Source organism: Aeromicrobium sp. A1-2 (assembly GCF_003443875.1).
Classification (GTDB): domain Bacteria; phylum Actinomycetota; class Actinomycetes; order Propionibacteriales; family Nocardioidaceae; genus Aeromicrobium.
Window position 1 is genome coordinate 3,013,265 of sequence record NZ_CP027482.1, and the last position, 20,042, is coordinate 3,033,306.

The window sequence follows — 20,042 nt, forward strand, 5'->3', positions numbered from 1 at the left end:
ACGATCAGCCCTTCGAGAACATGCTGAGCATGCGTCGGGTCACGGCGAATCCGCCGAAGACGTTGATGGAGGCAAGCAGGATCGCGATGAACGACAGCACCCGGATCGTGGTGTCGTCCTGCGCGATCTGCAGCATGGCGCCGACGACGATGATCCCGCTGATCGCATTCGTCACCGACATGAGTGGCGTGTGCAGCGCGTGGTGGACCTTGCCGATGACGTAGTAGCCGATCACGATGGCCAGGACGAGAACGGTGAAGTGCTCGGGCAGCGGTTCTGGGGCGTACGCGTTGACGAGGAAGAGGGCCAGCACGCCGATCCCGATCAGCGACAGCTTGCGAGCCGCGGACATCGGCACCTTGGCCGGCTTGGGCTCGACCGCGGCGACCGGCGCGGCGACCGGCGCCGCCGACACCTGCACCGGCGGTGGTGGCCACAATGTCTCGCCGTTGTGCACAACCGTGATGGTGCGCTGCACGACGTCGTCGAAGTCCAGGACGATGCGACCGTCCTTCTCGGGGGTCAGCAGCTTCATCAGGTTGACCAGGTTCGTGCCGTACAGCTGCGAGGCCTGGGTCGGCAGGCGGCCGGCCAGGTCGGTGTAGCCGATGATCGTGACGCCATTGGCGGTCACGATCGCCTCGCCGGCGACCGAGCCGGCAACGTTGCCGCCGTTACCTGCGGCCATATCGACGATGACGCTGCCGGACCTCATCGAGGCCACATCTGCCTCGGTGATGAGCCGTGGCGCGGCGCGACCGGGAATCAGCGCCGTCGTGATGATGATGTCGACGTCGGCAGCCTGCTCGGAGTAGATCTCCGCGGCGCGCGCGTCGTACGCCTCGGAGGTGGCCTTGGCGTAGCCGTCGGTGCTCTGCTCGGTCTCGACGTCGACCGGGAGGTACTCGCCGCCGACCGAGCTGACCTGGTCGGCGACCTCGGCCCGTGGGTCGGTCGCGCGTACGACAGCGCCCAGGCTGCTGGCCGTGCCGATCGCGGCCAGTCCCGCCACGCCGACCCCGGCCACCAGGACCTTCGCGGGCGGGACCTTGCCCGCGGCCGTGATCTGACCGGTGAAGAAGCGACCGAAGACGTGCGCCGCCTCGACGACCGCGCGGTAGCCGGCGATGTTGGCCATCGAGCTCAGCACGTCCAGCGACTGTGCCCGCGAGATGCGCGGGACGGCGTCCATCGCCAGCACCGTGATGGGTCGCTGCGAGAGCGCCTCGACGAGCTCGGGGTTGAGCCCCGGGGCGATCAGGCTGACCAGCGTCGCGCCATCGGCGAGCTGCCCGATCTCCGCGATGGTCGGCGCGTTGACCTTGAACACGATGTCGCTGCGCCAGACGTCGGGCGTCGAGCCGATCGTCGCGCCGGCTTCGGCGTACGCCTCGTCGGTGAAGCTCGCGGCCTCTCCGGCACCGGACTCGACCGCCACGGCATAGCCGAGCCCGATCAGCTTGCCGACGGTCTCGGGCGTCGCCGCGACACGGGTCTCGCCACGCTGCGACTCGGCGACGACACCCACGACCGATGCCTGCGGGGTCTCCTGCTCTGCGGGACTCATTCGGCGAACGTTATCTGCTCGAAACCCTGCCCGACCACCGGGTGAGACGTCTGTCTCACTGGATGGCACCTCGTCAACGTCGCGGAGAGTCCGTTTGCGCTCAGATGCGGCCAGTAACGAGGCAGCCCGAAACGCGCCGGATCAGTAGTACCAGGGGTACGAACTGAAGTCCGGATCACGCTTCTCGAGGAAGGCGTCGCGGCCCTCCTGGGCCTCCTCGGTCATGTACGCCAGACGGGTCGTCTCGCCCAGCAGCACCTGCTGACCGACCAGTCCGTCATCGATCATGTTGAACGAGTACTTGAGCATGCGTTGCGCGGTGGGCGACTTGGCGTTGATCTTGGCGCCCCACTCCAGGGCGACCCGCTCGAGATCGGCGTGCGGGACGACCTTGTTGACCATGCCCATGCGGTGCGCGTCCTCGGCGGAGTACTCGTCGCCGAGCAGGAAGATCTCCCGGGCGAACTTCTGGCCGACCTGGCGGGCGAGGTAGGCCGAGCCGAAGCCGCCGTCGAACGAGCCGACGTCGGCGTCGGTCTGCTTGAACTTGCCGTGCTCGGCCGACGCGAGTGTCAGGTCCGCCACGACGTGCAGGCTGTGACCCCCACCAGCGGCCCAGCCCGGCACGACCGCGATGACGATCTTGGGCATGAAGCGGATCAACCGCTGCACCTCCAGGATGTGCAGGCGGGCGAGCTTGGCGGGGTCGACCGTCGCGGCGGAGTCGCCCTCGGCGTACTGGTAGCCGGCCCTGCCGCGAATGCGCTGATCGCCGCCGGAGCAGAACGCCCAGCCCCCGTCCTTGGGCGATGGCCCGTTGCCGGTCAGCAGGACACAGCCGACGTCGGAGGACTGCCGGGCGTGCTCGAGCACCGCCAACAGCTCGTCGACCGTGCCGGGCCGGAATGCGTTGCGCACCTCGGGCCGGTCGAAGGCGACGCGCACGGTGCCGTGCTCGACGGACCGGTGATATGTCAGGTCCTCGAGCTGTTCGAAGCCCGGGACCTCCTGCCATGCGCTGGGGTCGAAGATCTCGGAGACGGCCATGCCCGCGAGAGTATCGCGCCGGCTGCCGACCTTCCCGCCAGCGCCCGGGGAGCCGGCCGAACCGGCTCTCGGCAGTCACCCGACCCACTGGCGCATTTCAGATACCGACGGTATGTTGACGCGCATGACTGACAACTTCACCGGCAAGGTCGCACTCATCACCGGCGCCGCACGCGGGATCGGCGCAGGCGTTGCCCGCGGCTTCGTCGAGCGCGGCGGCCAGGTCGCACTGGTGGGCCTCGAGCCCCAGCTGCTGGCCGCCCTGTCCGACGAGCTGGGATCCTCGGCCGCCTGGTGGGAGGCCGACGTACGCGACTCGGCCGCGGTCGCCACCGCGATCGACGCGGCCGCCGCGCACTTCGGTCGCATCGACTTCGTGCTCGCCAACGCGGGCATCGCGTCGTACGGCACGGTCCGCCAGATCGACGACTCGGCGTTCGAGCGGGTCGTCGACATCAACATCAACGGCGTGTTCCGGACGCTCAAGTACGCGACCCCCCACCTCGTCGAGACCAAGGGCTACGCCCTCGTGATCGCATCGCTCGCCTCGTTCACGGCGCTCGCCGGCCTGGGGTCGTACAACGCCAGCAAGGCCGGCGCCGAGTCGCTCGCCCTGGCCTACAAGCAGGAGGTCGCCCACCTCGGCGTCGACGTCGGCGTCTGCCACCCCTCGTGGATCGACACCGACATCGTGCGCAACGCCGAGAAGGATCTCCCGTCATTCCGCGAGGTCCGCACCAAGCTGCCCTACCCGGCCAACAGCACCACGAGCGTCGAGGACTGCGTCGAGCTCATCCTGCGCGGCTTCGGCAAGCGCAAGAGCCGGGTCTACGTGCCGAAGGGGGTCATGCTCGCCAACTGGACCAAGGCGCTGACCAACTCGCCGCTCGTGTGGCCCGTGGTCAGGCGTCTGGCCGGCAAGACCGTGCCGCAGATGGAGCAAGAGGTCGACGCCCTCGGCCGCTTCCACCACTCGCACGTGCCGGAGACCAAGGCGACCGACTAGCGGCTCCGACCACCGGTGGGCTGGTCAGACGGTCTGGACGCTGGCGGCGAGAGAGACCATGTGCCCCAACCGGGCGAGCTCGGAGGCCAGGAACTCGGGCCCACCGTGTCGCCCCGCAACGACGACGAAGCCGTCTCCGTGGCGGTCACGAGCTGGCGAGGCGGCCAGAACCATCGAGTCCCACTCCGGCACATCGCGCAGCACCTTCGCGCTACGGATGCCGAGCCACGCCGCCGCCTCGGGCACGAGCTCGGGCGCGGTCGCGGACTTGGACATGACGACGGGCTCGCCCTCCACCCGGTGCAGGGCCATGGCCCAGTCCGTGCGGAACGTCGACGGGATGACCTCGACGAGCTGTGCGACGGCCTGCTTGGGATCCTCAGTAAACCGCTCGACGGCTTCGAGGTCCATGCTCAGATTGGCGCCGGCGTTGTAGCGCGAGATCCACGCCACCTTGACGCCATCGAGCGCGTGGCACGCCGTGATCAGCGCGTCCGGCATGACCCGCGGCGGGAGCTCCAGCAGGACGTCGTCCACGACTCGCCCGTCGGGGCTGCGCTCGACGATCTCGATCGCCTCGATGTCGGCACCGGCGCCACCGAGGGCCGTCGCGAGCGCACCCAGCGAACCGGGCACATCGGGCAGCTCGACGCGGAGCAAAAAGGCCATATGACCATTGTCACCGCCGGTCATTTCGTTGGCGTTACGCGGGTAGCGTGGCAGCGTGAACCCCTCTACCGTCCGCACCGCATTCCGCACCGTCGCGATCGCCGAGGCCCTGTCGTGGGCCGGCCTGCTGACCGCGATGTTCTTCAAATGGGTCGTCGCCGCCGACCCGCATGCCGGCGCCGAAGGCGGCGTCCCGGTCATGGGCCCGATCCACGGCGCCATCTTCCTGGCCTACGTCGCGACGTGCCTGCTCGCGAGCCGCTCGTTCGGGTGGAGCGCCAAGACGACGCTGCTGGCCCTCGCCTCGAGCATCCCGCCGTTCTTCACGTACGTCTTCGAGGTCCTCGCGGACCGCAAGGGGCTGCTCGGCCGGCCCGCCGTCGCCACGACGGTCTAGCGCCAACTGGCACCAAGCATGCGTGTGCCCCCGGGACTCGGAACCCGGGGGCACCACCTGCCGCTGCGCAAACCCGCAGAGGATGCGCCGCGACGACTGCATGCGGGCTGATGGGTCAGCACGCGTTTTTCCCCTGCCAAGGACGGTAGACCGGCGCCCGGCCCGCGGCGAGCCCTACCGCGAACATTGCGGAAACCCGCAACACCCTTAGCGGAACGGTGCGACCTCACGTCCGTATCGCTCGATGCAGAACAACCCCAACCGGGTGGACAGCTCCTCGAGCGTGGCCGCGGCGTGGTGCGAGCGGTCCCACGCCGCGAACAGCTCGACCCGCAATGGCCCGCCCGGGGCGACGATCTCCAGTGGATGCAGCCCGAACCGCGGATCGTCCGACACGACTGCCACGCCACGCCCTGCGGCCGCGAGGGCCTGGGCGACCTGCGGGTTGCTGCAAGCGACCAGGCGCTCGGGCAGGAGGTCTGCCTGCGCGAAGGCCCGGTCGAGGATCTGCCGCGGGTTGAAGGTCGCCGTCAGGGCCAGCACGGTCTGCTCGGCCAGCTCGGCGAGGGGCACCGACACTCGCAGGTGCCAGGGGTGATCCGCGGGGACGTACGCCCACACCGGCAGCACCGCGAGCGCCAGGCTCGCCAGCGGGGCGCGCGGCCGTTCGGTGACGATCGCGAGGTCGGCGCCGTGGCTCAATGCCTCGTACGCCTCCCTGGGCCCGGACTCCACGACGGTCGGCATCGGATCGTCAGGGTGCAATGTCGCCAGGAATGGTGCGATGACATCGGTCAGCGTCGTCGTCGGGGCCGCGATCGCGATTTGCTCCAGACGTCCCGCGGCATACGACCTGGCCGCATCGCGGGCGCTCTCGGCCCGCCGGAGGACGTCCTGCGCGTGCGGGAGGAACTGGTGTCCGGCAGCGCTGAGCCGCAGCCGTCCCGCCGTTCGGGTGAACAGCTCGACGCCCAGCTCGGTCTCGAGCTGGCGGATCTGTCGCGAGATCGCCGGTTGCGTGACGTGCACGACCTCGGCCGCGGCACTCACCGATCCGGCCTGCGCGACCGCGACGAAGTATCCCAACGTTCGTAGTTCCATGCCTGTGAAGCATAGTCATGATCAGAACTAAGTATTGGACGACATACTGATGCCGCGCGACACTGGGGACATGTCTGCCTCGATCGAACAACGTCGTCACCTCGCCACCTCGATCCCCGGTCCCCGGTCGATCGAGCTCATGGCCCGCAAGAAGTCCGCCGTCGCCCAAGGAGTAGGGACGACGCTGCCGGTCTTCGCGATCGAGGCCGGCGGCGGCATCGTCAAGGACGTCGACGGCAACCAGCTGATCGACCTCGGCTCGGGCATCGCTGTGACAACGGTCGGCAACAGCGCGCCGCGCGTCGTCGAAGCCGTCCGCGAGCAGGTCGAGGCCTTCACCCACACCTGCTTCATGGTCACGCCGTACGAGAACTATGTCGCGGTGTCCGAGGCGCTCAACCGGCTCACGCCCGGCGACCACGACAAGCGGACCGCACTGTTCAACTCCGGCGCCGAGGCGGTGGAGAACGCGGTCAAGATCGCCCGTGCGCACACCAAGAAGTCGGCCATCGTCGCCTTCGACCACGCGTACCACGGCCGCACCAACCTCACGATGGCGCTGACCGCCAAGTCGATGCCCTACAAGAGCGGCTTCGGCCCCTTTGCCCCCGAGGTCTACCGCGCTCCGCTGTCCTACCCCTATCGGGACGCCAAGGACGTCGACGGGGCCGTCGCGGCGCAGCGCGCGATCATGTACATCGAGAAGCAGGTCGGCGCCGACAACCTCGCCGCGATCGTGATCGAGCCGATCCAGGGCGAGGGTGGTTTCATCGTCCCGGCCGACGGCTTCCTGCCCGCCCTGGCGCAGTGGTGTACCGCGAACGACGTCGTACTGATCGCCGACGAGGTGCAGAGCGGGTTCGCCCGGACCGGCGCGATGTTCGCCTGCGACCACGAAGGTGTCGTGCCGGACCTGATCGTGACCGCCAAGGGCATCGCCGGCGGTTTGCCGCTGTCAGCGGTGACGGGTCGCGCCGAGATCATGGACGCCCCGCACGTTTCGGGACTCGGCGGCACATACGGCGGCAACCCGATCGCCTGCGCCGCCGCCCTCGCCACGATCGAGACGATCGAGGCAGACGGCCTGGTCGAGCGAGCACGAGAGATCGAGAGATTGATGCTGGACCGACTCAACCGGCTGCAGGCCGACGACGACCGGATCGGTGATGTCCGTGGTCGTGGCGCGATGATCGCCGTCGAGATCGTCAAGAGCGGCACCGACGAGCCCGACCCTGCGCTGACCGGCGCGATTGCGGCTGCCGCCCACCGGGCCGGCGTCATCGTCCTGACCTGCGGCACGTACGGCAACGTGCTGCGCTTCCTGCCGCCGCTGTCGATCGGCGACGCACTCCTGAACGAGGGCCTTGACGTCGTCGCGGACGCCCTCGAGGAGACCCGATGACCCGCCTGTTCATCAACGGCGAGTGGCTGCCCGGCAGTGCCGGCGAGTTCGACGTCGAGAACCCGGCCGACCGCACCGTGATCGCCCGGGTTGCCAACGGCGACGCCGCCGATGCCACCGCTGCGGTCGACGCGGCTGCGACGGCCCTGCCCGCGTGGCGGGCACTCCCGCCCCGGCAGCGCTCGGAGATGCTCCGACGCACGTACGAGCTCATGGTCCGCGACACCGATTCGCTCGCCGAGCTGATCTCCGCCGAGAACGGCAAGTCGTTGAGCGACGCCCGCGGCGAGGTCACGTACGCCGCGGAGTTCTTCCGCTGGTTCGCCGAGGAGGGCGTGCGCACGGGCGGCGACTACGGCGCCTCCCCCGCGGGCGGCACACGGACCGTCGTCTCCCACAAGCCCGTCGGCGTCGCGGCGCTCGTCACGCCGTGGAACTTCCCCGCTGCGATGGCGACCCGCAAGATCGCTCCGGCGCTCGCGGCCGGCTGCACCGTCGTGCTGAAGCCCGCCTCCGAGACCCCCCTCACGACCTTTGCCATCACCCGCCTGTTGACCGAGGCCGGGGTGCCGGCCGGAGTCGTCAACATCGTTCCCACCAAGGACGCGGGCGGGATCGTGACCACGTGGCTCGAGGACCCACGGGTCCGCAAGATCTCCTTCACGGGCTCGACCCGCATCGGCCAGGTCCTGCTCAAGCAGGCCGCCGATCGCGTCGTCAACTCCTCGATGGAGCTCGGCGGCAACGCCCCGCTGATCGTCACGGAGGATGCCAACATCGACGCGGCCGTCGCCGGGGCCATGATCGCGAAGTTCCGCGGCGGGGGTCAGGCCTGCACCGCGGCCAACCGGCTCTACGTCCATGCCGACGTCGCCGAGGAGTTCACCGCGAAGTTCGGCTCCGCCGTCGAGAAGCTCGTGGTGGGACGCAGCAGCGACGGAGCCGACATCGGCCCGCTCATCTCGGCCAAGGCCGTCGGTGACGTCACCGCGCTGGTCGCGTCCGCCGTCGAGGCAGGCGCCACGATCAGCCATCGCGGCGAGGTGCCCGACGACAAGGGGTTCTGGTTCGCCCCGACGGTGCTGTCGGACGTGCCCGCAGATGCCGAGATCGTGCGCCAGGAGATCTTCGGACCCGTCGCGCCGATCGTCACGTGGACGACCGACAGCGAGGTCATCGCGTTGGCCAACGAGTCCGAGATGGGCCTCGCCGCGTACGTCTTCGCCGGCGAGCTCCAGCGTGCGATGCGGCTCGGCGAGGCGATCGACGCGGGCATGGTCGGCATCAACCGCGGGCTGGTGTCCGATCCGTCGGCGCCGTTCGGCGGCATGAAGCAGAGCGGCCTGGGCCGCGAAGGCGCGCGGGCCGGTCTCGAGGAGTTCCTCGAGACCCAGTACCTCTCGATCGACTGGCCCGAGTCCCCGTGATCCCGTGGAGTGCGACCCGCAAGCGTCACACTCCACGGGGTGGGGTCAGTCGGCGATGAAGAACATCCGCTTGTTGACGAACTCATCCATGCCGAGCGGGCCGAGCTCGCGGCCGAAGCCAGAGCGTTTGACACCACCGAACGGGATCTCGGCACCCTCACCGGCGGTCGAGTTGACGTTGGCCATGCCGACCTCGAGCCGCTGCGCCACCTTCTCGGCGCGGGCAGGGTCCTTGCTGAACACCGAACCACCCAGCCCGTAGGTCGTGTCGTTGGCCAGCGCGAGCGCCTCGTCATCGGACCCGACCCTGTAGACCACCGCGACCGGGCCGAACAGCTCCTCGGAGTACGCCCGCATGTCCTGCGTGATGCCGGACAGCACCGCGGGTGAGTAGAACGCTGCCGGCGCCTCGCCGAGCACTCCACCGGCGTGCAGGGTCGCGCCCTTGCTCACCGCATCGTCGACCTGCTCGGCCAGCGCCTCGGCGGCCCGGCGTGACGACAGGGGTGAGAACGAGTCGATCGCCAGGGCCTTCTGGGTCAGCTTTCCGACGAAGTCGTCGAACAGGTCGTCCATCACGATCATGCGCTTGTTGGAGTTGCAGGCCTGGCCCGTGTTGTACATCCGGAAGTCCCACGCGTTGTCGACGACCGTGTCGAGGTCGTCGCTGTCGAGCACGACCATGGGGTCCGAGCCACCCAGCTCCAGGACGCACTTCTTGAGGTTCTTGCCTGCCAGTGCCGCGACGACCGCGCCAGCCCGCTCCGAACCCGTCAGCGACACGCCCTGGATCCGGGGATCGGCGATGATCGTCTCGATCTGGTCATACGTCGCGAACACGTTGAGGTAGGCGCCCTCGGGGACGCCGGCGTCCTTCATGATCTGTTCGACCGCCAGCGCCGACCGAGGCACCGACTCGGCGTGCTTGAGGATGATCGTGTTGCCCAGCATCAGGTTGGGCGCCGCAAAACGAGCGATCTGGTAGAACGGGAAGTTCCACGGCATGATCCCCAGCAACGGGCCGACCGGGAGCCTCTGGACGATCGCCCTGCCGCCGGAGAACGTCTTGATCGGCAGGTCTGCCGTCAGCGTTGGGCCCTCGTCGGCGAAGTAGTCGAAGATCGCCTGGCAGAACTCCGCCTCCTCGACACCCTCGGACTCCGGCTTGCCCATCTCCTGCGTCGCGATCTTCGCGAGCTCGTCGGCCCGCTCGGCGAACAGCGCCGCGACCCGCTTGACGACGACCGCGCGTTCGGTCATCGGCACGTCCTTCCACGCCGCGTACGCCGCCGAGGAGGACGCGAGCGTCGCCTCGACATCGGCGTCCGTCGCGTGCTCGAACGACTCGAGCACCTCGCCGGTCGACGGATCGGTCACTTGGTAGGTCGGGCTGGTCATGGCGTTCTCCTCGTGGTCGTGATGGTGGTGCTGATGTATGTCGGCGGCCGTGTTTTCGAGCGTAGACCGCAGGTCATCGCAGAGCGTCGGTGTCGCCGGAGATCTTCTGGGCCACCCAGATCGGGATGATCGACAACAGGATCAGCACGACGGCGACGACGTTGACGACGGGCGCCTGGTTGGGCCGGAACAAGTTGTTGAGGATCCAGATCGGCAACGTCGTGACACCCGCTCCCGCCGTGAAGGTCGTCACGATGATCTCGTCGAAGCTCAGTGCGAACGCCAGCAGACCGCCGGCCAGCAGGGCCGACCGCAGCTGCGGGAAGGTCACGAGCCGGAACGTTGTCCAGATGCCGGCACCGAGGTCGGCCGAGGCCTCCTCGAAGTTGCCACCCATGCGCCGCAGTCGGGCCTGCACGTTGTTGAAGACCGTGACGATGCAGAACGTCGCGTGCGCGATGATCACCGTCAGGATCGACAGCTGCAGACCGAGGATGCCGCGGAAGGCGTTGTTGAGCGCGATGCCGGTGACGATGCCGGGCAGCGCAATCGGCAGGATCACCAGGAGGTTGACCGAGCTCTTGCCGAAGAAGTCGTACCGCTGCAGCGCGATCGACATCAGGGTGCCGAGCACCAGCGCGATCGCCGTCGAGGCCAGTGCGACCTGAACGCTGGTGATCACCGCCTCGCGGGCGCCGACGCTGTGAAAGGCCCGCACCCACCAGTCGAAGGTCAGCCCCGGCGGCGGCCAGGTCAGCGACTTGCTGGTGTTGAACGAGTTGAGCACGACCACCGCGAGCGGCAGGTACATCACCAGCAGGATCAGGCCGGTCAGCGCTGCCAACAGGCGGCGGACGGGGGTGCTCAGGGTCATCGCGCCCTCCTACAGGTTCTCGAGGGCGCCCGTGCGGCGGACAGCCGTCAGGTAGCCGATCATGATGACGATGGGGATCAGGGCGATCGCCGCGGCCAGCGGGAGGTTGTTGGCCGCGCCGACGTTGGTGTAGACGAGATTGCCGAGCATCTGGTTGGCCCCACCCACGATGTTGACCGTGATGTAGTCACCCAGCGTCAACGAGAAGCTGAAGATCGAGCCCGCGATGATCGCGGGGGTCAGCAGCGGCAGCACGATCGTGCGCATGGTCTGCCAGGTCGAGGCACCCAGGTCACCCGAGGCGTCGAGCAGCGAGTTCGGCACCCGCTCCAGACCCGCGAAGATCGGCAGGATGACATACGGGAGCCAGATGTACGCCTGCGTCATGACGACCGCAACCAGCCCGTAGCCCGGTGTGCCGAGACCGAGGTACCCGGCCGCCCACTGGAAGATGCCGTTGTCGGAGAGCACCGAGCGCCAGGCAAAAGCCTTGACCAGGTAGCTCGCCCACAGTGGAGTCAGCACCGCGATGACCAGGAACCGTTGCGTGCGCTTCGACGCGACCTTGGCCATGTAGAACGCGATCGGCAGCGCGATCATGATGTCGAGGATCGTGACGAGCGCCGCGACCCCGAGGGTCCGCAACGTCACGGTCCGGTACAGCGACTCGGTCGTGATCTCCTTGATGTTCGCGAACGTCAGTCCGCGATCGATCTCACCGGTGAAGCTGTCGACGGTCCACAGGGCCGACACCAGCAGGGCTGCGAGGGCGACGACGTAGATCAGCACGAGCCAGGCCAACGGGGCGCTCAGGAGCAGCCCCAGCCTGGTCCGCGGTCTGGCGCTGAGCGTCGACGAGACACGCCGAGCAACCGTCTCCCGCGGTGGGGAAACGGCTGCTCGGGCAGTGTCGATCGGCATGCGTGCCTAGCCCTTGATCTCTGTCCAGGCCTTGGTCCACTGCGAGTAGTCCATGCAGGTCACATCGCGACCGTCGAGGCACTCGGCAACCGGCGTACGCCAGTACCAGAGCTTCGACGCGAACTCCTCGTCGCCGGCCTTGTAGGTGTCGCAGAACGATGCGTCACTCGCGAAGTCACACGCCTCCTGGCTGTTCGGCGCCTCGCCGAAGTACTCCGTCGCCTGCGCGTTGGCCTTCGGCGACTCGATGTAGTCGAGCCACTTGTACGCACAGTTGGGGTTCTTGGCCTTGGACGAGATCATCCAGGTGTCCGACCAGCCGGTGGCGCCCTCCTCGGGGAGGATCGCCTTGACCTTGGCCTTCTCGACCGAGTTGACGATGACCTGCCACGTCGTGCCGATGACCGAGTCGCCGCTCTCGAATGCCGAGATCTCCTTGAGGTAGTCCGACCAGTACTCGCCGACGTTGGCCCGCTGCCCCTTGAGCAGGTCGACGGTCGCGTCGAACTGCTTCTGGTCAAGCGCGTAGGGGTTCTCGATCTTGAGCTCGGGCTGGGTCTTCATGAGGTACAGCGCGGCGTCCGCGATGTAGATCGGTGAGTCGTACGCCGTGATCTTGCCCTTGTACTTGGCCATCTCGGCCGGATCAAAGACCGCCGACCACGACGTCGGTGCTGGACTGACCTCGTCCTCGTTGTACATCAGCAGGTTGGCGCCGTAGCCGTGCGGAACGCCGTAGTTCTTGCCGTCGAAGGTGTTCCACTCCTTGTCCTTGAGGAAGCCGAAGACGTTGGCGTAGTTCGGGATCAGATCGGTGTTGATCTCGACGGCCTCCTTGGAGGCCACCATCCGCGCGGTCAGGTCGCCCGAGGCGACGACGACGTCGTAGTCACCGGTCTTGGCCAGGTTGAACGCCTCGTCCGAGGTGCCGTAGGTCTTGGAGGTGACCTCGCACTTGGTGTCCTTCTCGAACGCACTGACCCAGTCGACCTCGGGATCGTTGCTGCCGTCCTCGACGTAGCCGGGCCACGCGAGGATCGACACCTTGCCCTCGGTCGCTCCCAGCTTGTCGACGGCCGCGGTGTCGCCGTCGGAGCTGCTGCCGCCGCACGCGGCGAGCACGACGAGCGCACTGCTGGCGAGCACAGCGCCGAAGCCCCTCGTGCGGTAGTGGGATGTGATCCTCATCGTTATCTCCATTTCTCGGTGGTGGGAGCTGTCAGGTTCAGGTGAGTGGGACGAGATCGGTCAGCGACCAGGTTGCGACGACCCGTCCGCCGCGCTCCTCGTCGCTACGGCTGCCGGTGCTCTGCTCGAGCGCGACGAGGCTGGTCCCGTCGTCGAGCCGGACGTGGACGCGGTGCCCCGTGCCGATGTAGATCGACTCGACGACCACGCCCTCGGCCCGGATCGTGCCCTCCCCGACCTCGGCCGGGGCGGTGGCACTCAGAATGATCTTCTCGGGACGCAGCGCGTGCGGACCCGTCCGGCCGAGCAGTCGGGACGCGCTGGCAGCGTCGAAGATGTTGGACGTGCCGACGAACGACGCGACGTACTCCGAGGACGGCCGCTCATAGATCTCCCGCGGGGTGCCGAGCTGCACGATCCGACCCTCGTTGAAGACCGCGATGCGATCGCTGAGGGTCAGCGCCTCCTCCTGGTCGTGCGTCACGAACACGAAGGTGATCCCGAGATCCCGCTGCAGCTGCTTGAGCTCGACCTGCATCTGCTCGCGCAGCTTGAGGTCCAGGGCGCCCAGCGGCTCGTCGAGCAGCAGGACCTTGGGGCGCACGACGATCGAGCGGGCCAGGGCCACGCGCTGTCGCTGCCCACCCGAGAGCTGCCCGGGACGACGCTCCGCAAGGTGCCCGAGCTGAACCGTGTCGAGCGCCTCTGCCGCCTGGAGACGCCGGGCGGCCTTCTTGATGCCCCGGACCCGCAGTCCGTACGCGACGTTGTCCAACACACTCATGTGCGGAAACAACGCGTAGTCCTGGAACACCGTGTTGACGTTCCGGTCGAACGGAGCCTTGGTCGTGACGTCCTGGCCGGCCAGCTCGATCGATCCGGCGGTGGCCTGCTCGAAGCCCGCGATGAGCCTCAGGACGGTGGTCTTGCCCGAGCCCGACGGGCCGAGCATCGAGAAGAACTCGCCGTCGGCGATGTCCAGGTCGACGCCGTCGACGGCCCGGACGTCACCGAAGTGCTTGTTCAGTCCACGCAGCGAGATCGCAGTGCCCGGTGCCGCGGCAGGAGTCGGACTCGTGGCGGCGGAGGTGCTGACGGCCATGCGGTTGCTGTCCCCTCGACGGTGATTGGGTGTGACCTGGGCCACGGGGTGACAAAATCATATGGGACCAGATATTAATTGACCAGACTAGATTTGCAACGATCTGGTTACGTTTTCCCCGGAGGTGAGAGATGGCGACCGTGCGGCGACCCGCCACCCGGGCCCGTTCCGCGATCTTTGCCCCGATCGGCGATGAGGGCCGTGCCGTCCGCGTCGAGAACCGGCTGGCTGAGGCGATCCGGTCCGGAGTGCTGGCCGACGGCGAGCGGCTCCCCAGCGAGCCCGAGCTGGCCTCGATGCTCGGCGTCGCCACCGTCACCGCCCGCGAGGCACTCGTCGCCCTGCGAGCGCAGGGACTCGTCGCCACGACCCGCGGACGCGGCGGTGGCAGCTTCGTGACTCGCCCGGAGCCCAGTGGCGCGGCCGAGATCGGCAGTCGACTGTCGGCCATGTCCAGGGTCGAGCTGCGCGATCGCGGAACGATCTACGGCGTGATCCTCTCCGGCTGCGCGGAGCTGGCGGCCGAGCGTGCCGACGCGACGGACGTCGAGGGACTCCGAGTGCTCCTGCTCGACCAGGACGAGACCGACGTCGGACGATGGCGCCACAGCGACTCCGAGCTCTACCTCTCGCTCGCCGCGATGACCCAGTCTGCCCGGATGACCCGCGAGGTCGTTCGTCTCGAGGCCGACTTCGGAGCCTTGCTGCGACTCCCGTTGTCCGAGCCGGGCTTCCGCGCAGCGACGACGAGTCGGCACTCGGCTCTCGTCGACGCGATCGAGGCTCACCGACCGGACGAGGCCCGACGCCAGGTCAGGGAACACATCGGCGAGGCGCTGGAAAGACTGGCCGATCTACACGCAGCAGTGCCATGATCGACACGTTCCCCAGCGACTTGAGCCACCACCGAGGAGGAGCCCGATGATCACCAGCACGACAGCGCTCGCCGACTGCGTCGACGCGGTGGAGTCGCACTTCCACCGCATCCTGGACGAGCTCGAGACGATGCGCGCCCAGCTGGTCGAGCTGTTCGACCGTGGGCCGGTCGACTCGGACGTGGCCCGGGCCCGGATCGAGCCGCACGTCCGGACGCTCCTGGACACCGCAGACGTCGTGGGCGCCGGATACGTCGCAGCGCGTGGCGCGCTCAGCGACCAGCCGCTCTACCTCGCGTGGTGGCAGGGCGACGACCAGCACCTGCTGGCCGAGGCCGACGCACCCGCAACAGGCGATCCGCTCGACTACACCCGCCACCCGTGGTTCCGCACCCCGCAGCTCACCGGCCGGCCGCATGTCACCGGCCCGTACGTCGACTTCGTGTGCACCGACGAGTACGTCATGACAACCACGGTCCCGGTGATCTCGCACGGCACCATGGTCGGCGTCGTTGGCGCGGACACCCTCGTCGAGACGTTGGAGGCGCTCCTGCTGCCGATCCTTCGGTCCGCTGACGCGACGCTCGTCAACGACCAGGGGCGCGCGGCGGTGTCCTCCGACCCGCACCTCGCGACCGGCAGCCTGATGGATCTCTCGGCCTACGTCGAGATCGTCCCCTGCCGGGGACTGCCGATGTCAGTCGTCAGGCGCTAGCGCCGCGGCGGCTCACCGCGAGGTAGCCCGCCGCGATTGCGGCGAATATCGCGACCAGCACGACGCAGACGACCGCGACGGACACCGCACCGTGCTCGGCCACGTCGAGGAACTCGTAGGGCACCGGCGCCGTGCTGGTCGTGGTCACGGCGAAGGTCGGCTCGGCGACCTCCGCCCGGATCAGCGTGTAGGTCAGCCAGGTCAGCGGGAACGCCATGAACCAGTACGCGCTCCGGTCCAGCAGGGTTCGTGGGCGCAGGGCCAGGAAGCCGACGACGACCATGATCGGCACGAAGTAGTGGAACGCCTTGTCGTACCACCACTCGGCCCCGCTGAAGCTCGCGTTACCGGCGAGCAGGGTCGCGTAGACGATCCCGGTCACGGTGATCGCGACCAGGCTGCCCAGCCGCAGGATCCCGAATGCCGTGCCACCGCGATCGGGTCGCTGGACCAGCAGGACACTCGTCACGAGCACGAGGAGGTTGGACTCGATCGTGAAGTAGCTGAACAGGTTGACCAGGCTGTTGCCCCGATCGGCGGTCAGCACGACCTGCCCGATCAGGGCGGACGCGGCGAGCAGGGCGGTCAGAGCATGCCAGAGTCGAGTCACGCCACGACGATAGTGGTCTCGGTCGTCAGCGTCCCTGCAATGCGTCGAGAGCGACCGCCATGGCCGCGGCCACCCGCCAGTCCAGCTGCCAGCCGTTCTCGAGCACCGGCACCGTGAGCTCGTAGCGGTCGCGCAGCGAGCGCTGCCGCTCCGAGGTCAGGATGATCTGTCCGTCCGGCGCGGTGAAGTCGAAGTGGAAGCGCAGGAAGATCGGCAGCTCGCCGACCATGCTGATGATCCGGCGCGCGATCGCGACGCCCGTGCTGCGCTCCTGGCCGACGGCCACCAGCCCGTCAGGCGTCTGCAGATGCCACGTGGACCGCAGCAACGAGGCACCGAAGTCCTTGCGGAACTCGCCGATCGGCTTGCCATCGGCGTCGGTCACGTCGTAGCCGGAGGCCAGGTCGATCCGCTTGCGAGCCTTGAACCCGAACAGCGGCTGGGTCCGCGACTCGTCGGCGTAGAAGGTCACCTGCTCCTTGAACGCCATGCGCTTCTGCTGGGCGAACGCAAGCAACGGGCCCTCGGAGCCGTCGGCAGTCAACTCGCGCAACTCGTAGCGGTTGACCATCATGGTGATCTTCTGGCGCAGCGTGAAGCGCTCTGTGGTGGTGGTCATGTCCCCATCCTGCAACCCCGACGGGGGCAGCCCGCTGGCGGCCTACGCGTCAGCAGGCGCTCAGGAGTCCGGGCGGACGAGCCGGGCCAGCACGCCCCGATCCTCGAACGTGCGGTACTCGGCGATGCGCAGACGCAGGGCGGGCTCTTCGAACAGGTGGTCCGAGATCGTGGCGAGCTGCTCAGCGGTCCCGACCTGCAGGAGCGCCGAACCACGGTCGTGCAGGTGCCGGCCGATCAGCTCGACACAGGTGCGGGCCAGGTCGAGGCCGTCGGGCCCACCGTCGATCGCCAGCACGGGGTCGTCGGGGAATCTCGCGGTGTCACGGCTCGGCACCCACGGAGGGTCGGCGATGATCAGCGCAAACCGCTCCTCCTCCCCGATCGCCTGTTCCATGCGGCCGCACCGGATGTCGACCTTCGCGGCCAGCCCGGCCCGCTCGGCATTGGCCTCCGCGTGCCCGCACGCCACGTCGGAGGCGTCGACCATCACCATCTTCCGCGACTCGCCGATCAGGGCGAGCAGCCCGATATGGCCCACTCCCGAGCACAGCTCGAGCGCCGGCCCCTCGGGCGCCTCCCGCAGCAGGCCCGACGCCCAGGCGGACTGAGCCGTCGTCCACCGTCGCGGTCGGAGCACACGCTCGTCGTACGTGATGATCAACGAACCGAACTCGATCTGCTCGGTCCGGACTGGTTCGACGTCGATGGCCATGTCTACCCCTTCGTCCCCCGGCACCGTCGGCGATGACGGCATGACACGCGTACCCCGAGGGGGATGTCCAAAACCCACAACACTGGCGTCCGGGGACCAACCGCGATTGACTGAGTCATGCGATCCATCTGGAAGGGCGCGATCAGTTTCGGTCTGGTCAACGTGCCCGTCAAGGTCTACAGCGCGACCGAGAGCCACGACGTCTCCCTGCACCAGGTCCACAACCAGGACGGTGGTCGGATCCGCTACCAGCGCCGGTGCGAGGTCTGCGGCAAGATCATCGCGTACGAGGACATCGACAAGGCCTATGACGACGGTGAGCGGACCGTGGTGCTGACGGACAAGGACTTTGCCTCGCTGCCGGCCGAGCGAAGCCACGAGATCGAGGTCGTCGAGTTCGTCCCGGCCGACCAGGTCGACGTCCTGCGGTTGGACAAGGCGTACTACCTCGAGCCCGACGAGCGCGCGCTCAAGCCCTACACCCTGCTCCGTCGGGCGCTGGAGGACTCCGATCGCACCGCGATCGTGCGGTTCGCGCTCCGCCAGAAAACTCGGCTGGCCGCTCTCCGCGTGCGCGACAACGTGCTCGTACTGCAGACCATGCTGTGGGACGACGAGGTCCGCAGCCCATCGTTCGACGTCCTCGAGAAGACCCCGAGGATCACCCAGAAGGAGCGTGACATGGCCGCCCGGCTGGTCGACTCGCTCTCGGAGGACTTCGATCCCGCAGCGTTCACCGACGACTACCAGGAACAGCTGCGGACTCTGATCGAGGCCAAGCTTGACCAGGGCGCATCGTTGGACACCGGCGCGACGTTCGGCGAGCCCGAGGAGTCCGAGGACGCTGACGTCGTCGATCTGATGGAGGCCCTCAGGCGCAGCGTCGATCGCAAGAAGGCGAGCCAGAAGACCGCCCCGAAGAAGGCGACCAAGAAGGCCGCCGCGAAGAAGGCGACCAAGAAGAAGGCGGCGTCCTAGTCGGACATCACACCTTGCCGACCTTGCTGCGGTCGCTCGCGATCTCGGGGACCTTGAAGGTCGCGTTTGGGGCGCAGCGGTGCTCGACGACCCACTCGGCGACGTACCGAAGCTTGACGTTGTGCTCCTGGGACTGCCGACGCAAGAACTCGAACGACCGCTCGGCGTCCAGATCGAAGCGTTCCATCAAGATGCCCTGAGCCTGACCGATCAGCTTGCGTGCATCGATAGCGACCTGCAGGCCAGCCTCGTTGTGCGCATTCGCGATCGCCACCGCAGCATGCCTGACGAAGATCGTGCCGACCGCGATGTCGTCGTCGTCGAAAGCGCCGAGTCGGTCGGCGTAGAGGTTGAGCGATCCATAGTGACGGCTGCGGGTCTCGAGACGGATGCTCAACGCGCTGCGGATGCCGAGCTCGGCGACCGCCGGACCCCACTTGGTCCACCGGTCGTCGGAGGCGACGTCGGACGAGATGTAGACCGCCTCGCCCTCGATTGCGTCGAGGCACGGGCCCTGGTCGTGAATGATCTGCAAGTTGTGCGACTCGCCGACCCGCTGGGACGTCGCGGCGGCGGTCTCGATCTGGTTGCGAGCATGCACCAGCATGATCCCCGCATCGTCGCAGCTCGTGGCGATCCGGGCGTACTCGGCGATGCGCTCGATCGTCCGCTCGGCAGTCGGCTCGTCGTGCAGGTCCAGCGCCATCTGCGAGAAGAAGGTCGAACTGTCCATGGGGTCGCTCCTCAAGTGGTGTGGACGAGTCAAGAGAACCACAGGTGTTGGGTCAAACCTATAGCCCGCAACGGCCGTGGTTTGTGGCCGCCTGTGCTGGGTACCAATCGTCTTGCCAAGGCAAAATCATCACCACATGGATCGGGGGTCTGCCCAGATGACTCATGGGCTCGATCTGGCCGGAACCGTCGTCACGCTGTTCGGCGATCGAGACCGGCTCGACACCGCGCTGTGCCGGGAGTTCGGCCGTCGTGGCGGCAGCACGCACAACGTGACGGCGAGCACCGGCTGGCTCTCGTCCGCGATCGTCACGGTCCTGCGGCTCGACACCGAGTCAGGTTATGAGGCTCTGGCCCAGCTTGTCGCCGCCGACCTGCCGCGCTCGCACGTCGTGGCGGTCTGTGCCGAGAAGTCCGATCCGGGAGCCGCCCGGCAGATCGACGACCTGTGCCGATCGTGCGGAGATCGCCACGACTTCTCGCTGATCTGGCACCCAGCGTCCGCCATCGCGGTACCGCCGATCGAGCTCGACGAGACGACCACCGACCCCATGAGGGACCTCGCCGCCACGATCGCCGACGAGGTCCAGATCCACGCCGCACCAGGCCGGCTGGCCCGCTACGAGACGCGGACCTTTGACCCGACGGCCTCGGACCATTGAGCGAGCTCGCGGGCGCTCCACACGGTCACGCCCGGCCA

At 68.0% G+C, this 20,042-nt stretch carries 21 protein-coding genes; 8 read left to right on the forward strand and 13 right to left on the reverse strand.

Annotated features, from left to right (window positions below):
• Nucleotides 1–4 precede the first annotated feature (4 nt).
• The gene (locus C6I20_RS14830; protein ID WP_118397330.1) at nucleotides 5–1,567 is read right to left on the reverse strand and encodes a Re/Si-specific NAD(P)(+) transhydrogenase subunit alpha; all 1,563 of its coding nucleotides are present in this window, start codon (nucleotides 1,565–1,567) and stop codon (nucleotides 5–7) included.
• 141 nt (nucleotides 1,568–1,708) lie between these two features.
• Complete coding sequence (locus C6I20_RS14835) at nucleotides 1,709–2,614, reverse strand: 1,4-dihydroxy-2-naphthoyl-CoA synthase (RefSeq protein WP_118397333.1); 906 nt, start codon at nucleotides 2,612–2,614, stop codon at nucleotides 1,709–1,711.
• Between the two features lie 124 nt (nucleotides 2,615–2,738).
• Here C6I20_RS14835 and C6I20_RS14840 point away from each other — a divergent pair, with 124 nt between their 5' ends.
• Complete coding sequence (locus tag C6I20_RS14840; RefSeq protein WP_118397336.1) at nucleotides 2,739–3,620, forward strand: SDR family oxidoreductase; 882 nt, start codon at nucleotides 2,739–2,741, stop codon at nucleotides 3,618–3,620.
• A gap of 24 nt (nucleotides 3,621–3,644) precedes the next feature.
• Here the strand turns inward: C6I20_RS14840 and C6I20_RS14845 are convergent, their stop codons facing one another.
• A complete protein-coding gene (locus tag C6I20_RS14845) occupies nucleotides 3,645–4,289 on the reverse strand; it encodes an amino acid-binding protein (protein ID WP_118397339.1) in 645 nt (214 codons plus the stop codon).
• 55 nt (nucleotides 4,290–4,344) lie between these two features.
• Between C6I20_RS14845 and C6I20_RS14850 the strand changes: the two genes are divergently transcribed.
• Nucleotides 4,345–4,686: a DUF3817 domain-containing protein gene (locus C6I20_RS14850; RefSeq protein ID WP_118397342.1), complete on the forward strand. Its 342-nt coding sequence runs from the start codon at nucleotides 4,345–4,347 to the stop codon at nucleotides 4,684–4,686.
• Nucleotides 4,687–4,893: 207 nt separating this feature from the next.
• Here the strand turns inward: C6I20_RS14850 and C6I20_RS14855 are convergent, their stop codons facing one another.
• Entirely contained in the window at nucleotides 4,894–5,787 is an 894-nt protein-coding gene (locus tag C6I20_RS14855; RefSeq protein ID WP_118397345.1) for a LysR family transcriptional regulator, read from the reverse strand.
• Nucleotides 5,788–5,857: 70 nt separating this feature from the next.
• On the opposite strand from C6I20_RS14855, the gene gabT reads away from it, so the two are divergent.
• Entirely contained in the window at nucleotides 5,858–7,189 is a 1,332-nt protein-coding gene (gabT, locus tag C6I20_RS14860) for a 4-aminobutyrate--2-oxoglutarate transaminase (RefSeq protein WP_118398989.1), read from the forward strand.
• Nucleotides 7,186–8,616: an NAD-dependent succinate-semialdehyde dehydrogenase gene (locus C6I20_RS14865; protein ID WP_118397348.1), complete on the forward strand. Its 1,431-nt coding sequence runs from the start codon at nucleotides 7,186–7,188 to the stop codon at nucleotides 8,614–8,616. The genes gabT and C6I20_RS14865 overlap by 4 nt, the downstream gene beginning before the upstream one ends.
• Before the next feature lie 45 nt (nucleotides 8,617–8,661).
• Here C6I20_RS14865 and C6I20_RS14870 read toward each other — a convergent pair whose 3' ends face one another.
• The 5 genes from C6I20_RS14870 to C6I20_RS14890 all read right to left on the reverse strand — a co-directional run bounded on the left by C6I20_RS14870 (nucleotide 8,662) and on the right by C6I20_RS14890 (nucleotide 14,099).
• A complete protein-coding gene (locus C6I20_RS14870; protein ID WP_118397351.1) occupies nucleotides 8,662–10,014 on the reverse strand; it encodes an NAD-dependent succinate-semialdehyde dehydrogenase in 1,353 nt (450 codons plus the stop codon).
• 73 nt (nucleotides 10,015–10,087) lie between these two features.
• Complete coding sequence (locus C6I20_RS14875) at nucleotides 10,088–10,888, reverse strand: ABC transporter permease (RefSeq protein ID WP_118397354.1); 801 nt, start codon at nucleotides 10,886–10,888, stop codon at nucleotides 10,088–10,090.
• 9 nt (nucleotides 10,889–10,897) lie between these two features.
• Complete coding sequence (locus tag C6I20_RS14880) at nucleotides 10,898–11,809, reverse strand: ABC transporter permease (RefSeq protein ID WP_118397357.1); 912 nt, start codon at nucleotides 11,807–11,809, stop codon at nucleotides 10,898–10,900.
• Nucleotides 11,810–11,815: 6 nt separating this feature from the next.
• Entirely contained in the window at nucleotides 11,816–12,997 is a 1,182-nt protein-coding gene (locus C6I20_RS14885; RefSeq protein ID WP_118397360.1) for an extracellular solute-binding protein, read from the reverse strand.
• A gap of 37 nt (nucleotides 12,998–13,034) precedes the next feature.
• Complete coding sequence (locus C6I20_RS14890; RefSeq protein ID WP_118397363.1) at nucleotides 13,035–14,099, reverse strand: ABC transporter ATP-binding protein; 1,065 nt, start codon at nucleotides 14,097–14,099, stop codon at nucleotides 13,035–13,037.
• A 131-nt stretch (nucleotides 14,100–14,230) separates the two neighbouring features.
• Here C6I20_RS14890 and C6I20_RS14895 point away from each other — a divergent pair, with 131 nt between their 5' ends.
• Together C6I20_RS14895 and C6I20_RS14900 are read left to right on the forward strand one after the other, a co-directional pair.
• Nucleotides 14,231–14,974, forward strand: a complete 744-nt coding sequence (locus C6I20_RS14895) for a FadR/GntR family transcriptional regulator (protein WP_118397366.1) — start codon at nucleotides 14,231–14,233, stop codon at nucleotides 14,972–14,974.
• Between the two features lie 46 nt (nucleotides 14,975–15,020).
• The gene (locus tag C6I20_RS14900) at nucleotides 15,021–15,689 is read left to right on the forward strand and encodes a cache domain-containing protein (RefSeq protein WP_254052159.1); all 669 of its coding nucleotides are present in this window, start codon (nucleotides 15,021–15,023) and stop codon (nucleotides 15,687–15,689) included.
• On the opposite strand, the gene C6I20_RS14905 is transcribed toward C6I20_RS14900, so the two are convergent.
• The 3 genes from C6I20_RS14905 to C6I20_RS14915 are packed head-to-tail and all read right to left on the reverse strand — an operon-like array spanning nucleotide 15,679 to nucleotide 17,632.
• Nucleotides 15,679–16,299, reverse strand: a complete 621-nt coding sequence (locus C6I20_RS14905) for a Pr6Pr family membrane protein (protein ID WP_118397369.1) — start codon at nucleotides 16,297–16,299, stop codon at nucleotides 15,679–15,681. The genes C6I20_RS14900 and C6I20_RS14905 overlap by 11 nt on opposite strands.
• A 25-nt stretch (nucleotides 16,300–16,324) precedes the next feature.
• Entirely contained in the window at nucleotides 16,325–16,918 is a 594-nt protein-coding gene (locus C6I20_RS14910) for a hypothetical protein (protein WP_118397372.1), read from the reverse strand.
• A 60-nt stretch (nucleotides 16,919–16,978) separates the two neighbouring features.
• Nucleotides 16,979–17,632, reverse strand: coding sequence for a methyltransferase (locus tag C6I20_RS14915; protein WP_118397375.1), 654 nt, complete (start codon nucleotides 17,630–17,632; stop codon nucleotides 16,979–16,981).
• A gap of 117 nt (nucleotides 17,633–17,749) precedes the next feature.
• Between C6I20_RS14915 and C6I20_RS14920 the strand changes: the two genes are divergently transcribed.
• Nucleotides 17,750–18,610, forward strand: a complete 861-nt coding sequence (locus C6I20_RS14920; RefSeq protein WP_118397378.1) for a Ku protein — start codon at nucleotides 17,750–17,752, stop codon at nucleotides 18,608–18,610.
• Between the two features lie 7 nt (nucleotides 18,611–18,617).
• Here C6I20_RS14920 and C6I20_RS14925 read toward each other — a convergent pair whose 3' ends face one another.
• Nucleotides 18,618–19,343 (reverse strand): GAF and ANTAR domain-containing protein, encoded by a 726-nt coding sequence (locus C6I20_RS14925; RefSeq protein ID WP_118397381.1) that lies wholly within the window; start codon nucleotides 19,341–19,343, stop codon nucleotides 18,618–18,620.
• A gap of 136 nt (nucleotides 19,344–19,479) precedes the next feature.
• On the opposite strand from C6I20_RS14925, the gene C6I20_RS14930 reads away from it, so the two are divergent.
• Nucleotides 19,480–20,004: a hypothetical protein gene (locus tag C6I20_RS14930; RefSeq protein ID WP_162891357.1), complete on the forward strand. Its 525-nt coding sequence runs from the start codon at nucleotides 19,480–19,482 to the stop codon at nucleotides 20,002–20,004.
• Nucleotides 20,005–20,042 lie beyond the last annotated feature (38 nt).